This window comes from Spirosoma endbachense (genome assembly GCF_010233585.1).
In the GTDB taxonomy this organism is placed as follows: Bacteria; Bacteroidota; Bacteroidia; order Cytophagales; family Spirosomataceae; genus Spirosoma; species Spirosoma endbachense.
Genome location: NZ_CP045997.1, coordinates 2,127,830 through 2,150,180 on the forward strand (window position 1 = coordinate 2,127,830; position 22,351 = coordinate 2,150,180).

General features: G+C 52.0%; 8 protein-coding genes. All 8 read right to left on the reverse strand.

Annotated elements, in window-relative coordinates; genetic code table 11:
* Positions 1–36: 36 nt before the first annotated feature.
* Positions 37–2,250, reverse strand: coding sequence for a glycoside hydrolase family 31 protein (locus tag GJR95_RS08355; RefSeq protein ID WP_174260196.1), 2,214 nt, complete (start codon positions 2,248–2,250; stop codon positions 37–39).
* 45 nt (positions 2,251–2,295) lie between these two features.
* On the reverse strand, positions 2,296–4,887 hold the full coding sequence (locus tag GJR95_RS08360) for a glycosyl hydrolase (protein ID WP_162385447.1): 2,592 nt from the start codon (positions 4,885–4,887) through the stop codon (positions 2,296–2,298).
* A 45-nt stretch (positions 4,888–4,932) separates the two neighbouring features.
* Positions 4,933–6,249 (reverse strand): oligogalacturonate lyase family protein, encoded by a 1,317-nt coding sequence (locus GJR95_RS08365; protein ID WP_198424817.1) that lies wholly within the window; start codon positions 6,247–6,249, stop codon positions 4,933–4,935.
* A 168-nt stretch (positions 6,250–6,417) separates the two neighbouring features.
* Positions 6,418–8,172: a hypothetical protein gene (locus GJR95_RS08370; RefSeq protein WP_162385448.1), complete on the reverse strand. Its 1,755-nt coding sequence runs from the start codon at positions 8,170–8,172 to the stop codon at positions 6,418–6,420.
* Between the two features lie 13 nt (positions 8,173–8,185).
* Positions 8,186–12,976 (reverse strand): hypothetical protein, encoded by a 4,791-nt coding sequence (locus tag GJR95_RS08375; RefSeq protein ID WP_162385449.1) that lies wholly within the window; start codon positions 12,974–12,976, stop codon positions 8,186–8,188.
* 11 nt (positions 12,977–12,987) lie between these two features.
* Entirely contained in the window at positions 12,988–15,894 is a 2,907-nt protein-coding gene (locus GJR95_RS08380; RefSeq protein ID WP_162385450.1) for a hypothetical protein, read from the reverse strand.
* A gap of 14 nt (positions 15,895–15,908) precedes the next feature.
* Positions 15,909–19,391, reverse strand: coding sequence for a DUF6603 domain-containing protein (locus GJR95_RS08385; protein WP_162385451.1), 3,483 nt, complete (start codon positions 19,389–19,391; stop codon positions 15,909–15,911).
* Positions 19,392–19,423: 32 nt separating this feature from the next.
* Positions 19,424–22,303: a zinc metalloprotease gene (locus GJR95_RS08390; protein WP_162385452.1), complete on the reverse strand. Its 2,880-nt coding sequence runs from the start codon at positions 22,301–22,303 to the stop codon at positions 19,424–19,426.
* Between the last annotated feature and the right edge of the window lie 48 nt (positions 22,304–22,351).

The following is a 22,351-nucleotide window of genomic DNA, read 5'->3' on the forward strand; positions in this document are numbered from 1 at the left end:
GCCTGTATCAGCAAATCGTCAGCCAGGAATTGGCTCTCACGGGCTGGTCATAAACCGCCAGGTTACCTTACCGATCGTATCAGGCTTCCCTTTTTCCGGGTTCGATACCAAACCTTTCCACTGACCATTTTTCTGCCGCTCAACAGTAATTATTCGCCAGACATACTGACCTTTCTCGTAATTAAACGTCTCACCATCGTCGTCGTAAAGCCGTGACTGGGCTGGTTTTTCGCCGTAATGCCGAATTTCCAGATCAATCTTCTGGTCTGGCTTTGGCGCATGCAACAGCGGTGGCATCATCGGAATAATACCGCCATCTTTTACATAAACCGGAATCTTGTCCAGTCCCGGCGTAACCGTAATTACTTCGCCATCACCAGCGAACTTGCCGGTGTAGAAATCATACCATTTCCCTTTCGGAAGAATAACTTTACGCGTTGTCTGTCCGGTAAACAACGGGGCAACCAGCAGGTATTCACCCGCCATATACTGATCCTTAATTTCTTTACTGACTGCTTCTGCATAGGGATTTTCTTCCAGACTAGCCGTCAGGACCTCTTTTTTTGCCTCTGTCTGAAAACCGTCCTCCAGATTCATTGCCCGGAATGGCGGGGTGCCTTCGAAATGGTATTTCGCGAATTCGGTATACCAGTATGGCATCATCTTCATCCGCAACTGTGCGATCTCTTTGATCTGTTCTGCTACGTCGGGAAACGACCAGGGCTTGGTGCTACTGGCCCAGGCATTGATCATGGCCATCGGCGAAAAACAAACGGTCTGAAATCGGCGGAGCCATTCTTCGCTCGTTTTGGAAGCCCGTACTTCCGGCGTCCAGAGAACACCCGCAAACCCACTGTTGATCAGGGCCGTGATGAAGTCTTCGTGGCTGTAATAGTCGTTGTAAATAACGTAGGGCAGCGATGAACCACCGGCATTGGATGCCCGAACCAGCCCATAGGTTCGCTGGTTTCGCTGGTGAAACAGATCGGCGCTTTGTTTTTGCACCAGCAAGCCGTAGGTCTGCCGCATCTGTTCAGCACTCAATCCCGACGGAAACGTAGCCACATCGGGCCAGAGATAAAAATCATACCCGTCGATTTCATCAATCTTGTAGCCGCTCACACCAATATCGATATGGTCGCTGGCAAACTTCCCCCAGAAAATTTCCCGTGCCTGCGGCATGGTTAGGTCGGGTACCGCGCCTACCCAAACCGTGTGAGAACCCGTATAAGGGGCGATTTTTGGATAGATCGATGCCTCGGGCGATACATACGGATTTGTCCATAAATTGATCCGAATACCCCTGTCCAGCATGGTTTTGACAAACAGACCGGGCTGCGGAAAACGGCCTTTATCCCACTCAAATGTGCAGGGATACGATTTACTCTGCCAGCCCGGTTCCAGGCCGATAAAATCAAGTGGATATTTTCTGTCTTCAAACTCCTGAGCTTCCTTCTGCACATCGTCGGCCGAGTAGAGCCGATTTACCCGCTGCGTAAAACCCAGGCCCCAGCGTGGCGGTAAACAGCCTCCTCCATTGAACAGGTTGAATCGGCGAACGGCATCCATCGGTGTCGGGCCGCCAAATACGTACAGATCAACCCCTTCGGCAGGCACCAGCATCTCAACGGCATCGGAATATGGCCGGGCTTCCCAGGTTTTATCTGTATTTCGATCCTGCACTTTTGGCGGGTTTTTGCTATCCTGACGAACGGCGGTACCGGCATAGACATTGATGTATCGGGCAGAGTTCACAAACACGCCGTATCCTTTCGACGACACATAAAACGGAACCGGCGCATGCGTACGACCATTATCTTTGTTGCCGTAATGGTCCATGTGCAATTGCAGAATTTTGCCCCGTTGATGAACGGTCTGAAAATTCAGTCCAAAACCAAAAATCTGCTCTCCCCGGTCAAGCGGTAAACGCAGGTACGTTTTACCACCTTCTACCCGCACCGAAATATCGTCTTTAGCAATTGGAAAGCCCGTTTTGCCCAATTTGGTCAATGCTTCAGTATTGGGTTTCGATTCGGCAGCGGTCAGTAAATTATACGCTTCGGGTTTACCAACCGACAATTTCCAGATGCCGGGAGCCGTCTCAACCCAATTCTGCGACTGAGCCAAACCGGAGAAACTCCCTACGAGAAACAAAACTACGATACGCAATCGCACTCTAATTGCATTGGTATACAATTCGCCAAAGGCGGAAAGAGCACAAGAAAACTTAATCCAGGAAAAACGATTCATCTGGTTCTGACGGGTTCTGAATCAGAACCCGTCATGTCTTGAAATCTACTGTCCTGATGCCGCGCTGACGGGTGTCAGCGTCACGGGCCCCAACAGGCCAGATGGTAACGCGTCCCAGCGGGTAGCGTCGAAGGGTTTGTATCGAATATCCACGATGTTGATGTCATAAAACTTTTTCCAGCCCGGATTCTGGCGATCATAAAGCCGCATGTAGTTGGCCGACAGGTTTGTAACATCAATTTCCAGCAGATTACCAGTTGGTTTCAGTCGATTGGCTGGTATTGACAGTCGGAATGGTATACACCAGGCTATTCCGAGCGGCTGGCCATTGAGCCGCACTTCAGCCACTTCCCGCACATCGCCCAAATCGAGATGATACGATTGTGAACCCGATTTATCGGCTGGCAAATCGAAGGTCGTGCTGTAGCGGGCGGTACCCGAAAAATAACCGGCAGAATCGGCCAGCGTTATCCAGGATGCAGGGTTCGGTACTGTTACCGACGCCGTTAAAGCCGGACGACCGCGCAAAAACTGCACCTGCCAGGGATTCTGCAAGCCAATGGGTTTGCCGGTCGAGCGGTCGGCCACTGCCTTTTGGCTGGCCATATCTATCGCTTTACCCGGACTCACATTGACGAAGTACGATTGTCCTGGCTCCAGTTGCAGGAATACTTCATTTTTTCCACTCTGCCCCTTCCTGATGGGCAGCCAATTCGTCTGATTGGTTAATGGGTCATATCGGCTCACTCGCCCCGATGCCGACAGCGTGATCCAGTTCTGGCGGAAGCGATTGTTCAGATTCGTGATAAAATACTGGGTCGTATCGGCCTGCCGCTTCCTGATAAACGAAAGCTCTTCTGCAGCCCAGGGTTCAACGCGAACGCCCAACTGATTGAGTGTTCCAAACACGTCGGGGCTGACGGCAACAGACTTCAGTTGCCGGAGCGTATTTCCAAGCCGTTTTACCTCGGCAGATCGCGCTGTGTGATTCTGGAAACCGGGTGCCTGTTCAGGCAATTTTCCATCAAACACAATACGTGCCCCTTGCCGGGCCAGACGCTCCAACTCCCGAAGTGACTGCTCGGGCAGATACGTGCTTCGGGGCACCAGAATAACCGGATAGGTAGCCCCGCTGGTACTCCGAACGCCCTGCTTATTGACAGTCAGACTCTTGAGTAGGTTATCCGAGACATAATCGAACGAATAGCCACGCTGAAGCAGTTGCTCACACAATTGCCCGAACGGTTGCGGTAACAACCATTGCTCCACATGGTGCACTTCCAACTGGTGAATACCTCCTGCCGATTTAGCCCGCGTAGCCCACAAATCATGAATGGGAAAATAAACCAGCACATCATTGTCGGGCTTACTGGCCTGCAACCGGGTCTGGCAGCGTTCAATATAGCGGTTCAGCAACGGCAGATGCGGCCAGAAATGCGACGTAGGGCCATAGTTGGTCGAGGCATAAAACAGCCAGCCGGGCCAGGCTTCGGCGGGTGGTGAATACGGGATACCATGGTAAAAAACGTGATTGATCCCGGCCGTAAATAACTCATCGACCTGCGGCTTTACCTGCGACAGCGATACCTGAAAATGATTCGCCAGCCACGTTCCCGTTTCTGAACTGACTAACGGTTTACCGGCCAGATTAGCCGCCGATGACGCAAACTTCATGGCCAGTGGATTCGGTGTGCCGAATCGGTCGACCTCGTAGTTTTCATCGACGCGAAGGCCAGGAATCGGGAACCGGCTCGAGCCAAACGATTCCGTTTCGGGAATATCGGCTTCGGTGTAGAGATCGATCAAATTTCCGGGCGAACCATGTGCCTGATTACGAACCTGATAGCGATGGGTATGTGCCCAATCGGCCCATCCCTTCGTGAATCCATCGTGTATTAATTCAGACAGCGTTTGATGATAGTCCTGATGAACAAGGATGCTGCTCTCGGTTTGGTTGGTATCCAGAAAGGCCGTTAACTGACTATTGAGATCGTAGCCGCGTCGATTCTTAAATTCAGTGAGGAAATTATCCGTCCAGTTCGCGCCGAAGACTTCATACGAGTCGTTGTAGACCGCTCGCGGTTTCTCGTTTAGATGAGCCAGCGTCGAATCGAACCGCTTTACGTATTGCTCAATGGCCGATTTACTAAAATAATCGATCACCAGCCCCTGTCCTCCGGGCGCAGGTCGCTTGACCTGCTGTTTGGTCAATACCGTTGTCAGTTTGCCATTGTCAACCTTCCAGGCCTTTGCAGCCGTTTCGGTCGAAATCCCTGGCCCACCAAACGGCCAGCCCGTACCCGTGGTCAGGTCAACGCCCATGCCCAATCGCTTTCCTTCCCGAACGGTATGCGCGAAAACAGCCAGCCAGCGTTCACTCAGAAACGGAATGAACTGCTTTTCGGAGCCTTTAACGCCATAGATCGGGATAATGTGCACCCCTCCCAGTCCTGCCTTCGCAAACTGTTCGAGGAGTTGGGTAATGTCTTTTTCGTTGACGGCATTGCCCATCCACCACCAGTATGTCCAGGGTTTGGCCTGCTGGCTGTTAACCGACAACGTAGGTTGTGCCTGGCTAATCGAGACTCCGCCCAATAGAACCGCAATTGCCAGAACGTTTAGTATGTATTTTTTCATTTTTAAGAAATCACCCGTCCTCTCACCCTGATCATTCATGTACCCTTAAGAATTTGTCCTGGCGATTTCTACCGCATATACCTGACTTTCGCCCTCAAAATTGGCCCGAAAAATAACCCACTTCCCATCCGGCGAAAAATGGACGTTGGGTTCCAGCTTGTAGTTGTGGTGTTTCATATTGACCAGTCGTTCGGCCCGAAACCTGTCGCCTGCTGGTCTGAACAGGTAAATCCACATGCCATCGGTTGCTTTCGCTACCTGCCCCGGATCGCCCCCATCGCCAGCAAACAGCGTCTGATCAGGCGATATGTTGAAGTGAATCGACCACTCATTTCGGGTCATTTCGTACTGCTTTTCCTGGCCTGTATTCAGGTCCGTTCCAGCCAGAAAAAATGTTACACTACGGGGTTTCTGCAAATCGAACCAAATGGTTTTCCCATCATGGCTAAAGAACTCATGACCAGCAATCTCGCCATCGACGGTACGTTTGTGCCTTAATTTGACCGCACCCGTTTTCACATTGATGGTCCAGATCCGGTCTACCAGATGCCACGGGCCTTCGTGACAAAACATCAGCAAATCGGGCTCTGTGGGTGAGAATTGCACGTGACCCAGCCAGGTTTTTTCTTCGTGGATCGTAGTCAGTTTACCGGTCTGCGTGTTTATCGTAAAAAGCGAATGCGGAACTTTAGCCTCGAAGATGCGGGGAAAGAAATCTTTCTTTTCGGGGTATTTGCGAAGTATTTCACGGGCTTCCTCGCCACTACGGCTCCCGGCCAGCATGGTCTCATCAGCGTTGAGGGTGCTGATTGTCGCCTTCATATCGGCTGGAAATACAAAAACCAGCCGTGTTTTTTTCGTGTCGATATGGGTAGCAAAAACACTGTCGCGGCTCTGGTAGAACACCTCTCGTCGTTTGGGGGCAACGATCTCTCCACCTTTCTGCATGAGCGACTTTGTTAACGGTTCAGCCTGACCCGTTTTCAGATTAACCGTATACAATTGGCGGCCATTGGCATCGGCATGGTAAAACACCATTTTGTCGCCTTCGCCCGCCAGCTCACGCACAAAGGGGTTGTTGTGAAAATAAAAACTTTCGTTGCTTCCGCCGATTGTGGTCAGCCGCATGAGTTTATGCCCCGTGTCTTTGTCGATCCACGTTGCGGGCATTGGTGTCTGGCCGCCCGTTTCCAGTTTCGGCTGGGCGAATCCATGCTGGGCTAATCCAACGGAAACCAGCGTCAGAATAGCTAAATTGAATGTCAGCACAATCCGTTTACCAGGAATTGGTCGGCTTACGACCGGAGGCCAACCCTTAACCATCAAACGGCTAAAGGCCAGTAGGTGAGAAAAACGTTGCATGGCTAAGGTCAGGGAAATTTGCTCACAAAAAAACAACTTAACCCTGACGAACCTTCCTGTACTCTTCCGTATGCACCGATCCCGATCTTCAACGAAAACCGTGGTATGGCTCCAATTGAAACCCTGGGCAGTTGCCCGTATTGATTGCTCACAAAGTCACCTTATGATTCAACCGTCCAAATCCATCAATTGGTCGAAGCCTAAGCCGCTGCTTCCCTCTCCTCGTCCAACAGTCGCTTTGCGGCCAACCCACAGCGCTACATTTCCCTCTGGTGTCCGGGTTCGCTGGTAGGTCCGGGTAATGAGCTTGCCCGAGCGGGGAACTTCTTCTTCGTGGATGAGATACGGCGCGGTTTCATCCAGAATTTCTCCTTTGAACAAAGCCGCCGAATCGGGCATGCGAGCCCGCTGGAGTTGAATATCCCGGTTATTGTTGGGCACATGAACGGGGATGAACGGGATCCAGTTGTAGGGCACACTGGTCCCGAGTATATACCGGATTTTTGCCGCAGTGGGTAACAACGTAATGGGTGGCGGCAGGGTGGCATTTTGCGCAGCCAGTGCTGTTTCATAGCCATTAACTCCTCGTCCCAACGGCGACGGAATCACCGATTCAATGGCCCACACCATGTTCGACATCTCATCGCGGATAAAGTTAACCTTTTCGATGGGCTGACTTTCTGCGGGTTTACCCAGCGCGGGGGGCAGAAACGACAGCTCAACCGATACATCAGCCTTTGCGTGCTGTCTGAAGAAGCTCCAGCGTGTCCATTCATGATCGATCGTAGACCCGGCGGACCTGATGTTCGTCCGTTGCCCGAATACATCGGTAACCACTAATCCCCGAATGTTACACAGCGACCCAATTTTACGCTCATACGGAAAAACACACCAGTCGTTGCTGTAGAGCAGCATGAACTCGGTCATAATCAACTTAATGACATCGGTGGTATTCACGTCCATCTGTGCAAATTCAATCCGTTCACTTTCCATCTGCCAGAAACGCGGGTTGGGCATTCCCTGAAACGACACGGGAGCCGGAATAAACGACAGGCACTCATCCAGCGATTTTATCGGTTCAATCGTGTCCCCTTCAGGTGCCTCAAGCTTATTGTCGATATCCACATCAAACGAATACCAGTCCAGTTGGCCGTTTTCATACTGCTCCGCCTGCAACACGACCTCAAATCCATTGGAATCATCATCAGCGGCACAGGCAAACTGATATTCCAGATTCGCACCCGTCCAGGCGTTGTCGGCGTCAGAAAGTGGCTGCGAACTAAATTGGCTCAACCAGGCAATCAGTTCGTTGCCCGCATCTTTCTGTTTTGTCCGATCAGCTACTGAGGTCGTAGTCAAATCCACCCAGTTCGCATATGAGCCATCGCGAATAGCCTTGACCAATAACCCGCCATTGATGATTTTACCAGCTACGGCTTCGCGGGTTTGATCAGTGTCTTTGTCATAAGTCGGGTTGGGCTCATCCGCTCGAATAGGATACTGCGTCAGGTGAGCATTTTTGGTGGAAAACACGCCTTGTTTCCGAAGCAGTTTTTCAAAATATCGTCCAGTACGTACCTGACTGCCCAGATCATCGGGCCAGGCTTCGCGCTCAACGCGGGTTTCGAGCGGGATGTCGTTGGGTAGTGGCTGAGCGGGTCCTCCCTTAACGGCATACCGATTCAGGTACGTCTGGTGGGTGAGCATTCGGGCGTCGATGGGTGAACCGGCATCTTCGCCGATAAACTCGCCAAATTGCCACTGCCGTGTAAGCATCCAGAGTGGATCGCGTACTTCGGCACGCAGACTGCGTTCGAAGTCAGCCTGACGCGGACGGCCTTCCAGCCGATTCCAGCCTTTAATGGCCGGGCGAAACGGAGGCAACTGAAAAAATAAAGGACGTAAATTATCGATATCGGCCATGGCAATAACGCAGTTAATTTTTCAGTAACGTACTCCCTTTCGTAAAAATCGTGGACAGGCCACCGGTAGAAAAATCATTCAGAACAGCCGGAAGTATCTGAAAATAGCCGGTTGTCGTCAGCATATCGGGTTCAACCGCCCGGCGTTTGGCCCGTTCGAGCGTATCGTACAGAATACCAACCAGTTCGTCCCATGTCCATTTACCAGTCAATACGGGTGGCACTGCCAGTAAAATGGCCTGTGGTGGCGAGGCATTGGGGCGGTTATAATGGAAAGCGATACCGGTCGTTTCCTGGTCCGTCGGGATCAACTCTGTCCATTCGTCCAGTAACCAGCCCGCCTGCGGTAGGGTCATATCGGCCGGGGCCTGGTGTACTACAATCGACATTCGCTCCTGATTTCGTTGCGATTCGGAGAAGGTTTCGCCGACCCATTTCTCACCCGATACCCAGGGCAATTGCAAGGGGGTAAGCTCGAACGGCTGATCCTGATACAAGTCATGGTGCAGGGCCAGCGTTTCCACATTTTCCATCTCGGGCCTGACACGCGCCACACTCTGTAGCCAGTTTTCCATAACCAGTTCCGGTTCACCGCTGAGCATCTCTTTACTGTGCTCAAGCGCATCGTCCAGCTGACTCTGGTTTTGAAATAGAAATCGAGGAATCCAGCTAAACGATTGTCCGTATACCCGACGAGCCACATCCCGACAACGATCTAGTTGCTGATCCGGGCTAATCGTCTCAAAACCAGTAAAGTCAACGGTTGCCAATTGCTTCTGAATAGAACTGACCATGCCTTGTGCCTGAGCGAGTAAAGCGTCGGCAATGGGCAGCGACGTAGCATCCGTCGAAGTGGGCAGGGCATCGCTCCAGCCGTAATCAGCAATTGCCAGCAAAGCTGCCCGAACCGTATTTAGCGTTCCCGAAGCTACGCTGGTCAGTTGGTTCGTCCGGGCCGTTGCGATCTCGGTGCTGAGCTGATCAGCAGCCGTTTTCAGGTTCGACGCGCGCGCATTCAGTTCTACACTAGACGCTTCCAGGTCCGTTTTACAGGTAGCTAAATCCTGATAGCCCGATGGATTCGCAACACCTTCGAGATAGGATTGTGTTTGTGGAAAAAAGTCGAGTGCATGAAGCGGCCGGGCTTCTGTCACGATCTTTTTCAGGGAACGCAACAGTGGCAGTAAAACCGCAAACGATACACCGTTTGCTCCGGCTTTATGAAAATCAAACGTAATGAGTTGCCCATCCGAAATGTTGAAATTCTGCCGAATCTGGAACGTCAGCCACCGCTCGATTTCCGACGAAAGCGCACCCAGCTCAGACCCAGTCATCAGGACCAGGTCAAGGGGTTGCAGTGAAAATTGAGCGAACGACAGTATGTCATCTACCGCCCCAGCCTGGCACTGAAACTGGATAGACGCGGCCTGTGGAAGCCGCTGCCCAAGCCAATAGTTGACAAACGGATTCGCTTTGCTGCGGGGCGAAGCCGGACCGCTCCAGGCCGGATGCTGATCATCGACCCCATCGGTTTGCAAACAAACGGCTACCCGATGCGTAATGGCCGTGCCACTGCGGGGCGTGTCGACGATTTCGGGAGTCGCGGGCATTTTCCCTTCCGAAATAGCCTGCATCATGCCGCCCGCCCGGTCGTAGTTGCCATGAACCGCCTGAAATACACTTTCCGACAACGACAGATCAGCGATGGCGTCGAGTGTATCGGTGAGTCGATTCAATTCGTCCAGAATGGCCTGTTTTTCAGTCGTTCCGTCGGCTGGCAGACTGGCTATTCCCTGAAGAGTCGGATGAGAGCGGGCGTAGTCCAGCAAGTCATAACCATTAATCACATTACGGGCCTCCACGACTTCCTGCGGGGCATTGTCAGGAACGGGCGTTAACTGTTTTGCTGTCAACGGAAACCGATCACGCAAAACGTAAATATATTGGTTCAGCAACAAGCCCCGATCGTGCAGACCACGCTCAAACTGATACCCCAGCAAAGCCGCCAGCTCCTGCCCATTCCGAATTCCGTCCAGATAACTCAGCGCCTGCCGAACCCGCTCCGACGACAGATTGACGGCAAACTGTGCGTTATCATCCCCGTGGGAGAGATACGCGTTACGAAGTAGGGCAGCCGTTGTCGCATGACGCAACGAGGGGGTCTGGATATGCCCTCCATTGGCGGCATCTTCGTAAATCGTTTTGTTTTTGGAGTCCTGAAGCGGGGCCGGGTATTGATCCTGCGGAAAACCCGTTTTGGTAGTGTTGGGTCTTAGGTTTTCGACCCATCCATACGCACCCAGATACGTACCTTTTCGCAGGTATTCGTTCTTTTCGGTATGCTGGAGATTAAAGAGCCGACGCGCGAAAAGTCCGGTTTGCCAGGCATCCAGGCGGTAGCTGCACAAATCAAGGTGTTCGGCAAACAGCCGTTCCAGCCGGGCAGTAGGCAAACCGCGAAGCGTGCGTAATGCGTCGATCACGCCCATCAAAGGCAACATCTCGGTGGGGCCGTTGTAAGGCTCGCCCGGTTTGGGAATTAATGTACGTATATATTCGCCAACGGGCATGGCTGTTTGGGAAAGTCGGAGTTTGGCCGCATCCAGTTGAAAATAATCGGCTTTCGTGATATCCTGCCGTCCTTCCATATTCTGTATCTGGCCCTCAACAGGCAGGTCCTGAAGGAATCGCTGATCAACGAGCCAGTCGGCAATCCGTTGCCCGAATTCTTCCAGATAGGCTCGGTGAAGAAGCTGATACAAAAGTGCTTTGGGCGCAGCAACCGGCTGGTTATTCGCATCCAGAAACTGACCATTTCTGATCGTCTGCAAATCACTCGTCAGCAGCCAGTCCATGTAATTATCGGTCCCATTGAATGGCTGAATCAACGCCGTTTCCGACAGCGGGGTTCGCGGATCTGCATCGATAACTGGGCCATTCAACGCATCGGTGGCTGACTGAAAAATCAGCTTTTTGAGTAGAAAATCCGTAGCCGCATTGAATCCTAAGGCCGTAAATTGCTGTTCTTTAGCCCGTTGCAATCTACCCCAAAGTCCTACGGTCTGGGGTGTTAACGTCCGGAAGTTAAGGTAATTCCAGGCATAGCTATCTGTCACGGCCTTACGGGAATGAAAGACCACCGACGAAGCCTGTAGGCCTAGTATGTTCATCAGGTTTTCGGGATTACTTCCCTCCTTTCCGGCAAAGGCCACCTGCGGACGAAGTGTTTCCCACTGGCTTTGTAGCTGCTGTAGAATAGCCAGCAATTTCATCCAGAAATCTTTATCGGTACCCAGCTCGGCGTCGGTAAATTGCCAACTATTAAAGTCACTTGTCACCAGCAACCCATACGGCTGATTACCTACCCGAATGGCGGGCAACCCTCCCCTCCCCGTCACGAATTCGGTGAAAAACTGCCGGGCCAGCGCCTGGCGCGACCGACTGACCAACGGCTTCAGCAGGTCATTCAGGAACAGCCCCCAGGTGGCAGGCCAGAGCGCATTATTCATGGCCAATGCCTCCCGAACATCGTTCCAGCCCGCATTGGGCACAAAAGAAACCGACTCATTACTGACACCTAACGCTTCGGCAAACCGCTGACCATCTGACTGTTGGTAGTAATCGTCGACTGGCGAAAAATAGGGAGTATTTTCTTCTACTTCCTGCTGGCGATCGATCGATGCTGAAGGCCCTGCCGTCGCTTTGTCAGTGTTGTTGGTAGGTGTACCCTGCGGGAGAATACTAATTCCTTCGGCAGAGTAATTGTGATTCTGAACCAGTTCTTCCAGGAGCTGTTGATTCTGCACGGCGTCAGTACTGAACCGGACACCCAACACTACTAACCGATCAAACCCTCTCTGAAACCAGGGACTTGGCAACGTCATTTTAACTGCCATACCCACAGCCAGGGCCTCGTCGAAATCGAACAGCCACGCCATTTCCCTACTGTATACCAGTTTATTATCGGCATCGCGCCCGAACGACGATTCCATCTGTAGGGGATCAGGCCCCATCACCAGATAGTCGGGGATGGGATTTCCAACCGTTTCCAGCACTTTCCGTACACCCGAGAAAGCCATGACGACAAACTGATTCGGCATCAGCCGCGTGTGGGGGGCCTGCGTCCAGGGTTGAGATTTGGGCGTATTCTGCGGTTTCAGAAGCAGTTCGGACAGGGTTCGCCATTGCGCCGACCAGTTAGTCGGCTGTGTTTGCCGGGCTACCCAGGCCGCCCGGTTCGCACCAAATCGGTTGGCTAACCCATTCCAAAGGGTTGTCCGCTGCTGTTTACTCGCTTCGTCGGTTTCGGTTCGGGTCGCCCAAACCTGTCGCCAGTAGGTTTCGCCCGACTCGATTTCATCCGCCGTAAGGTCTTTTTCGTGCGTAAACGTCGTGATCTCATCCGGATAAACCCGGACCCAGAGTTCATGCGTATCGCCCTCCGAATGGAAATGGGTTTCTATTCGAACCGGAAACAGCACAAACGGCAGGTTGTCGGGCATCTGTTCGATCAGCTTTTGTGGCGTAGCATCGAACATGGCCTGATAATCAGCCAACTCCCGCGTCCGACCCTCCAGAACGCCTTTCTTCATTTCCGCCAGATTCTGCTGAGCGCTGTCGATTTCGGCTAAACGCTGCTTCAAAATCGCGGTATCACTATCCGACAGTTTTCCACGGGCTTTCAACTGCGTCACTTCTTTTTCGAGTGCATTCAGTATGTAAAATTGCTCCACGACCTGGCCGTACGCTTTATCCCGCTCAGCGGCCAATTGTGAGGCTTTCTGTTGGATATCTATCAGATTCATAGCGTTAAGAATTAAGGGGCAACAAGGTTTTTCAGCATTTCGCGGGCATGAACGGCCACCATGACAGGTTTCTGGAAAAGAATGTAAGCCAGGTCTGCCGACTGGGTATTCCAGTCAACGGCATCCGGGTTCTGACCCGTCAGCGGCTGGACAAACGGTTTGCCCATGTCAATCACCTCCTGCGTATTACCGAGCGTATTCCAGGAAAGGTTGTCCCATTTCTGCGGGCCTGGGTTTGTAGCAGCTTCGTCATCAAGGCCAAACCGGGGTTCGCCGGGAACCTGCTGAATCACAAAAAACCAGCCTAAATTGTTGTTACCCAGCCGTTGTTTTTCGGCCGCGGTTTCTTCTTTCACGTCGCCTTTAGCCTGCGGAATTGATAAATCGAAACCGATAAAATGCAGGTCTGGATCGATCTGGGCTTTATAAATCGGATTTTTGATATGAACGCCATCGGCTACAGCCTGACCGGTCGTGTCAACCAGTACTAACCGATTGAGGCTGTCCGGCTCTGTACCCCATTGCGCCTGCTGTGCATAAATAACCGTATTCGGATAGCGTTTGAGCAAGTCACCCCGAATGACCAATACCAGTAACCCGTCTTCGACCTCCGTCAGCCGATGGTTATGGTCGCCCAGATGGATTTTCTCCGGTGCATTGAATAGCCACTCATTTATAGGCGGAATATCCTTCTGTTTTTCGGCCTGCACTTTCGGCGGTAAAGCAGCAGTTTGGGTATCTCCAATTGGTTTCCAGAATTGCCGAAAGGGTGTTCCGCGCTGATCGGTAGGGTATTCGCGCCAGAGTAGTTCCCGCATAAACTCGTGATTGAGCCCGACCATGTATGCCTCAATGAACGGCTGATTCGTTACCATCAGCGACAGCGTATTGGGCAGAATCAGGTTCAGATTCGGTACAAAGAATTCTTTATTGATGGCCACCAGCGGCTCATACATGGCATCTCTGATATCGGGGTATGCCATCACCCGATCCAGTTTCGGAACGATTCCGGTGCCCTGGGTAATGCCGGGCAACACCCGAATCGGGAACGTATTGAGCGGATTGAGCGCATTCATCACCGTTTGGCTGATCACTTTAATGCCTGCGGGCTGCCGAACCGGTGGGGGTATAACCTGTTCGACCATCACCTCGTGCAAATTGGTCAGGGCGGTTCTGAACACTTTCGCGACGGCATTATCCCGGTTGATTCGTCGGATGATCGGGGCCTGGGTCTGGCCGGGAAGAAGAATTTTAAAGTTGCCCCGTGCACCAATGTTTTTGACCGCATCGGCACTGTAATCCAACTGCTTGCCTATTTCTGCTGGCAGCGTCTGCGCTTCGGACGGAACGACTTTGGCAGGAGCCGCCGTGAGTTTTCCTGTGTTCATTCCCTGAATCAGACCCGTAAAACTCCGGACGGGCGTACTCATCTCCAATCGTTTGGCCATCAGTCCCCGTGGTCGAACGAGTTTGCGAAAAGCACCACTTACGCTGGCCACCGGCAACAAACTCTGCTGTACCTGAAAATGCACCGTTGTGGCTCCATTTCGTACTTTTTTATGAAGCTGTCCCGTCAAAGCAAGCCGAAGCGTATCATCCAGACTGGCCAGATGCTTCAGATGAAGCTGTATGCTGGTCAGCATGGCCAACTGCGAGAACCGAATTTTTTGGTTAGCCGACAGTACATCCCCGATCTGTTGCCAGGCTTTGCGCATGTAATCTTCCTGATTTTTCTGCACCACAAGGGTTCCCATACCTGCCGGAACACGGTAACGCGGGTCCTGATTCAGTTCATGGACCCAGTTTTGTTCGTCAGGTACAAGGCTTAATCGGCTGATCAGGGCATGCCATTTGCCATACAAAGGGGGCGTAATAACCGGATCGGTGCTGCCATTTGCCTCGCGCACATCTTCCGACAGATTGATGATCGGCTGTACTTTTTCGGGGAAGTCACTGACCGAATCGAAGGGATAGTTCGGTTTCCGCTCGGTAGTGGGTGCCAGCAAGGCCCCTTCTAACCCAACCGTGTTGTCGGGCTGAACCGAAATGGCGCCAATGCCAAAACCGGGAGCCTGCATGTCCATATCCCGAATACCGACCCGTTTGTCCATGTCGCGCGGTTGTAGCAACCGCACCAGCGATTCAAAATCACCACCGACGCCCGTTCGGAAAAACCAGCGATAGTATACCGGATACTCTTTCTCCCCGGTTTCGTCTTTCGCCCACGACATGGTAAGTGCCGGGTCCGAATCGTTGACGGCTTCTCCCAAACCCGCTTTTCGCCCAATCTCGAAAGCGGGTATAAGGAACGCATGATAAGCGGTGTTCGGCTCCAGATGCCGGGGGCACATTAGCCGCGCAATGCCCAGATCGGGCGAGTTACGTAGCAGATTATCCAACTGTGTTAGATTAGGCTGATTACCCGGATGATCGATGGGTTCGTTCAGATGCACATGCGCCCAGGCCCATGTATCGGCCGGTGGCGGCAAAACATCGTTTCTGGCAGCCTTTATAGAAATAGCAGGCAAAGGCCGATTGCCCGTGTTCACATCCGTAAATTCCGTTTCTTTCAGCACGACCAGCGCAATCCACGGGCTGAGCCGATGGTTGTTCTGAACCCGATCAGGCGTGTATCGCCAGGGAAAATCTTCATCGTAAAACTCAATAAAAGCCAGGTAGTTCGGCTCGAAATCCGTTATCAGATTACGCGGTTCAGTACGCACAATCATCTGCTGATTGATACCCACGACGTCGCCCGGCCCAATCAGACTGACGGTTTTAGTGATCGGATGAGCCGTGTCGCCATTAACCGTCAGGCTAACGTCCAGTTGCGCCCGCGACGTAGTAGCTCCCTGAGTGAGTTGATTGACAATGCCCCGGCGTAGCCACGGCAGGAAGGTGTATCGGGCTAAACTCATGATCAGTTCTGGTGTCAGTTAAGTTGGTAGGAAGGAATTACCTGCAATTCGTCGGCTAATCCGGCATCCTGTCGAACAAGGTTATTTAGCGCTTGCCGCGCTTCCGTTTCTGTGCTAAACACCAGCTGCTGATGCAGTTGCAGCGTATCTGATGTAGCGACGGCAAATGTTTCGGGACGGACCCGAACCGGTTCTGTTCCCAGCACCGATGGTTTGCGCTGCCCTTCGGCCAATGAGGAGCGAGCGATCGCATTGGTTGACAGATAAAGCCCAAACAGGCTGCGATCAAAAGTCAGGCGTTTCGGTTTTTGTTTTTCAGGGACATAAATCAGTTCGTAGGCCACATCCAGACCAACCGCATAATCACTCTGTGGCTGCGTCGACCCTCCCACTCGCACTCCTGAATCAAAAGCCTCAAACGAAGGTCTGGAGAGCTTTTCAGCGTCCGACATCTCAATGAATTGAGCCGGGGCAAACTGCTCTTTTTCGTAGTCTTCATCGGTAGGCGTCGACTGGGTATTGCCCACTTTCACGCCCGATATAGCGAATCGTCGTGGACCATCAGGTTGCTGATAACCAAAGCGGGCAATGTCCAGACGCAGGGGTACAATTTTCTGCGTTACGTTCAGCGTTCCGAACGGATGCAGGATTAGCGCCTGGCCATCCTGCGGCAACTCCCGCAGCGAAACATACTGATTACCAACGGGTAAATCAAGCCGCCAGTTACCTGATTGGTTGAGGGCTTCCATCAATTTATCGATGACGCGGACCGGGGGGAGCGTATCGGTACGGCGTTCGCCAAACGTTTTGTCGAAATGGACAGTAATGGTAACGGTAAATATGAAGCCTATTTCAAACGATGCTTCCCCATGCGCATGCCAGGGCGTGGGGCCTTCGAGCGTTAGTTTGAGCTTGACACTGAACAACGTATGCGATCCCGACCGAACGGCCAGCATTGCGGCTACATCGGCGATGAAATACAGGGGCGAAAACTGAACCAGTACGTCGAGAGACAGAAACCCATACACGTTGAAAACGCTGGCGTCGGCGCTCAACTCAATTTTGGCGCCGAACTGAACGGTATTAGACGTAATGGCGAAATACGATTCGGCCTTAAGACTCGGATTCCCCGAGAAAATAACCAGACTCAGCCGCTTCATGGCAGGAAGCGACATCGGCGGGGGCGTATAGGATGGATGGAACCCGCCGATCGAAACCAGAAAGTTGGCGTTTTCTTTCCAGTACAGCCGTAAGACCATATCGCCCGTGAGCGTGAACGTCAGAATCCGGGAATTGATCAGCGATGCATCGAACGAAATCTGCCCTTTATCGAAATCGACGTAGCCCAGGAAGTTGACCTGAATTTTCACAATGGGTGCCTGTTCCTCGGGTAAATTCATCCGGAGTACACCCAACAGGGCAAAACCCGGTCGCGGAATTTCGAGCAACAAACCCAGCTCAAGACTGATCAGTGTGGGTGTTCCCCAACCGATCTTAGCCATTGGCCCGATCAGAAAATGCCCTTGCTGAGGGGGAAAAATCCGTTTGAGGTTACTAACGATACTGGTGGCATTGGCGACAATGTTTTGCGGAAACAGAATCGAATTGAGCGAACCGTCATTAACGCCTTTGCGCAGTTCCTCAATCAGATACGTTCGGTTGAGGCCAAGTAGCCCGCCTACCCCGTTAAGTGTAAAACCATACCCGAGCTGAATGGGCGTAAACTCGGCTGTAATGATAATCAGCAACGAAAAACCATCGCTGCCATCGGGCATCCGGGTAGTCAGAATCCCGATTGCCTTGAGGGAAATGGTATCCGAAAACGTAAGCTCGAGTCCGCCCGAGTATTCTTTTTTGGCATCGTCGAAAAACAGAAACCCTCCGCCCGTAAAGCCTCCGCCATTGATCGAAATACCCACGCCCGTTGGGGGTTTGAAGCCCAGATCAATGTCGAATGGTCCGGCATTACCCCGATCGAAGGTCGTGACCAGGGCCAGTCCAATGTTCTGCACTACCAGCGTTAGCGGCCCCAATTGTCCTTTAATGCCCGCGCCTATTTCCAGAATAGCGGCTGGTTTGGGATCAGTTTCTCCACGCAGCCGGATGAGTAGTTCCTCAATGGAAATCGGCCCCAATACCAGATGTGGATGTACGGCCACTTCAAAACCACCCCCGCCCGTAAACTTAATGCCGTTCTTATTTGACCATTCAAATCCAAGCGTAAACGGGATTTTCATTTGTCCACTCCCGATGAGTTTCCGAATAAAACTGTCGGCATCGGCGGGATTGAGAATCAGCGCAAAATCGGTCAGCTTACCACCAATTTTCAGTTCAGGATCACTGCCATTGAACAGGAAACTGAACTCCAGTGAACCTCCTTTCAGTTCGAGACGGGTTCCGTTCTCGCTTCCAACCACGGTTTGCGTCTGAACCGGTGCGTACTCCACACCTGCCCCAAAGCCAGCCGAAGGGAGCTGACCGTCCTGAAATGGGTACTTTACCGAGATCTCACCGGGTCGGATCAAAATGCCGAACAGCGACGCAATGTTAGTGCCGGCCCGGATAATCAGGTTCACATCGTCACGGACCCGCAATGTCGGTAAGGTAATCTCCGAGGGCAAGGCAGGCTGAATAATGATGCCCGGCAGCTTGGTATCGACAGCTGGCAGGTCTAAAACCGCCAGACCCAGATCCCGATCCTGCCCGGCAATGTTCAGGTACGCAAAGGCGATGCGGATAAACTGATCGACACGCGGACTGGCAGGATCATCGGGGTCGGCATCAACGTAACGATAGCCGGTGTCGGTATCTATGGGTGATAGCGAGACTGGAATCCGCAGCGCATACAGGAGTTCGAGCAGGTGTTCGGCAAACAGCTCGAAATTGAAATTAGGAGTGCCCCATCCGTAAATCAGTTCAGGAAGTTGATCAGGATGAGTCAGTATCTGCGGAATCTTATCCCAATTCAGTTTCTGTCGGATAAAGGACGGACGGCTACGATCGGCGGTACCGGGCACGGCTAGTTGCTCGATGACGCCCGTCATTTTGAAGAAATTGAGCAGAAATGGCCAGGCTATGGTGAGGTAATCGACAACCAGCAATTCGAAAATCCGCTCCTGAATCTCAGCCAGAAACGTAACCGCATCGTTAACCCCCGGCGGAGTTTCACTGATTGATTCCAGCGCTTCGTATACCGCTTTCACTTTGTCCAGCACATTCAGCGCCTTTACCGGGTCAGGATTGGCCATCAGCGCATCCAGTTCGGACAGAGCCTCATCGACCCTGGTGGTCAGGGCCGTAAAAGATGGTGGTATGTCGGTGGGTTTCCAGCCCAGCTGGTAGATAAATTGCCGAAAATGAGCCGCGTCACTCACCGCGTCTTTCAACGGACGAACGGCCAGTGCCAGATGCTTCCCGATCTCTTCTAAAGTACCCATGTCTTCATCAGGATAATAGGACTTTCGCTTCGGGCCGTGCCACGGTTTGTTAACCGTCATCAGGAACCGTGGCACGGCTCGAAGCGAAAGTCCTAGGATAAATTGTCAGGATAAATTTTCCGCGTTAAATAATCAGCATCGAAGTCCTCGAATTTGGTTGGGTCAATCAGGTTGATGAACGTGTACCGGCATACGGCACAGAGTTCGATCAACTGTTCTTTTTTGTCTTTCGTATCGCTTGGGCTGAGGTAGTAGCCATGCATCATGCATTGAGCCGACGGATGGTACACTCCGCCAAAGTAGCTCATTCCGCCACTGTACAAACCAATAATTTCTTTCTTCCGACGCGAACAGCAGGGAATGTATTTTGGGGGAAGTGACGAATTTTGGATGTCGTCCGTATCGATAATTTCTTCGTGCGTGGTATTCGCATTCAACGGAAACGGATTGTCATTCAGATAATCCAGAATCGGCCTGGCAATCAACTCAGCATATTTATATTGATTGGTTCCCTGGTTATCGCGAACGGGAACGGCTGCGTACAGGAGCATTTCTTCATTGGGGTTGAGCGTGGAAAGCCCCGCTGGAAACGTAGCCGCACCGACCGGCTGCACCGTAACCTGATTGCCAGCTATCGATTTTATGGTCAGTTCAGGTGAAAGCAAAAAGGTCTGCGTGTCCGGCTGACCGGCAGTGGTGGCGGGTGTACGCAGGATGGTAAAAATGGGATCAGTCACCCGTTTTTCCCGAATATCCAACCGCTGTCCTACACGAAAGAAACTGGTTTGACCAGTCATCAGCTCGATAGTCGTCTGATTCGTACCGAAATCGCTTTTGATCGTCAGCTTGTTATTGGCCGCATCGATCGTTTTTACCTTTACGTAGTACTTTGTAAAAGCTGTCGGCAGGGTAGCCGGATTAACAATGTCGGCCACAACCCGCATGTCTTTATCGAAGACCCGGAGCTGATAGCGATTGACTCGTCGTTTTCGAAAAAACACCGATTCGCCCACCTTAAAACCAGCCTTCGGGTTCTTTACCGTCAGCAGAACATCATTCCCGGATGTAGTGACAGCCGTTACCAACGAACATTTCTGAATGCGGTGATAGCGCCATTTGATTTTATAGGCATCGAGTTCCGTTCCGGCTCCACCGCCTGTTTTGGGCCGTTCAAAATCCTTTCTGGGCTGAACATTGCTGTATTGATCGGCATAATAAGCCGGGTCTTTGTAAGTAGTAAAAGGCCAGTTAACTACCAGTGGATCGGTAATGATTTTACCCTTGTACGCATCATCGTCCGGCTCTTCACCATATTCATCGCCCAGGCCAAATGAGTGAAGCAATTCATGCGTAATGGTCCCTTTTTTCCGCAACGGAATCGTGGCTGGTACGCTGATCGCTACTTCCGACACCCGGTCGTCGGCTAAGGTGCCCATCAGTGTAATGGTACTGTCGAAGTTGACTGCCGAGAACATATAACCCGTTGCATTCTGCGCCCGGCCGCGCCCATCGACCAACAGGAAAATAATATTATCGAAGTCTTTTCCCCGATTACCAGCCGGGGTATCCATCACAAAAACAGGCCCGATCAGGTTGTTGTCCGTGTCTTTCAAACTCCCCATAAACCCATCCAGAAAATCGCGCTGGACCCTGCGCTTATCAAAATTGATCAGGTTATACTGGCCATCCTGTTCAACCGCCGTGTAATCATTCACGCTAATTCCAAAGGCAGTATCTTTCGCGTCGGGCAGTCGGCATTCGGCATCGGAACGCCAGCTTGCCACCAAACCACTCGTCGGGCCAAACAGCACGTCCAGCTGGGCCGCCGTTAGTTTGGTGGTATTTTCCCAGCGTAGCCGAAGCGCAGTGTTACCAACGGTTGCGTCGTTCCTGACCGGAACGCCAACAAAATAAAGCAGGTTTTCGGCAGTCCACGTACTGGCATCAGCGCTGGCAGGCTTCGTAGCTACTTTAGCCCGTAAGCCTACCATCCGGTTTGGCTCTGTTTCCAGCACTTCCAGCACCGACCGATAGGTTAAACCGTCTTCGCGGGAGGGTACAAATACTTTCCAGTAATTGATGGAGCCTTTCAGCAGGTTAAACGGCGACGATATTTTTTTGCTGACCAGATCCGATACGTAATTGTCCAGTAGTTGCCCGAACGCGGTTGAATTCGTGAAGCCTTCCGCCAGAAAAAGAATGTTGGGCACCTCGTTCAGTTTATCGAAACCTGGGCATTTGCCCGATGTGATCAACTCCGCTTTGATCGTAGTCTGACTGGCCGACAGCGCGTCTGACAACTGAACTGTGCCCGTAGCAGTCAGCGTCTGTGAACCGTATTTTACAGTAATGCCGAGAACATGGTTACCAAATCGGTTACCTGGCGTTATACGTCCGCTATCGTTGATCAATGCGGGCGTAGCCGTACATTTCCATTTAATCTGAACCTTATTGGTAATCGTGTACTTGACAATTTCTTCGTTGTCGCCTACGTAAATATCGCCGATTTCGGCCACAACTTTATCGTCGAAAAGAGCGTAAACAGCCGCACGCGCTCCGGCCATACCCTGATACACCGTGATCGGGTCGGGCGTCATCCAGACTTTCTGAATGGTTTTGTGCACGTGAATTCGGATGGCAGCCTGGCTCGTGGAATTGTCGGACGTATCGGTTACAATAGCGTATACCAGAAAGCTCGTTATCTGGAATTTGGCATCAGCGGGGGCAGCCGCATCCAGTTTAATCAGGTAGGTAGGTTTTCGGCTGGTCGGGTTGCCGAGCGTCGCCGTTATCTTCAGATTAGTCGACGCATTAAAACTCGTTTGAAAACTGTATTTAATCGAGGCATGTGCGTCAGTGTACTCTGGCGCGTCGGTCCCATCAATCTCCAGCAAGTTCGACAGGTCGATGGATTGCCCCCGAAGCAGGTGAATATCGTAGGGCGGGTTGAAGGCACAACGCGGAGCGGACATACAATAAAGTTGAGTTTAGGAAAAGAAAAGGTAATGTATTCGCTTATA

Excerpts from the sequence above, each read along its gene's own strand:
- GJR95_RS08355 (WP_174260196.1), bottom strand. The coding sequence starts at position 2,250 with ATGAATCGTTTTTCCTGGATTAAGTTTTCTTGTGCTCTTTCCGCCTTT.
- GJR95_RS08360 (WP_162385447.1), bottom strand. The coding sequence starts at position 4,887 with ATGAAAAAATACATACTAAACGTTCTGGCAATTGCGGTTCTATTGGGC.
- GJR95_RS08365 (WP_198424817.1), bottom strand. The coding sequence starts at position 6,249 with ATGCAACGTTTTTCTCACCTACTGGCCTTTAGCCGTTTGATGGTTAAG.
- GJR95_RS08370 (WP_162385448.1), bottom strand. The coding sequence starts at position 8,172 with ATGGCCGATATCGATAATTTACGTCCTTTATTTTTTCAGTTGCCTCCG.
- GJR95_RS08375 (WP_162385449.1), bottom strand. The coding sequence starts at position 12,976 with ATGAATCTGATAGATATCCAACAGAAAGCCTCACAATTGGCCGCTGAG.
- GJR95_RS08380 (WP_162385450.1), bottom strand. The coding sequence starts at position 15,894 with ATGAGTTTAGCCCGATACACCTTCCTGCCGTGGCTACGCCGGGGCATT.
- GJR95_RS08385 (WP_162385451.1), bottom strand. The coding sequence starts at position 19,391 with ATGACGGTTAACAAACCGTGGCACGGCCCGAAGCGAAAGTCCTATTAT.
- GJR95_RS08390 (WP_162385452.1), bottom strand. The coding sequence starts at position 22,303 with ATGTCCGCTCCGCGTTGTGCCTTCAACCCGCCCTACGATATTCACCTG.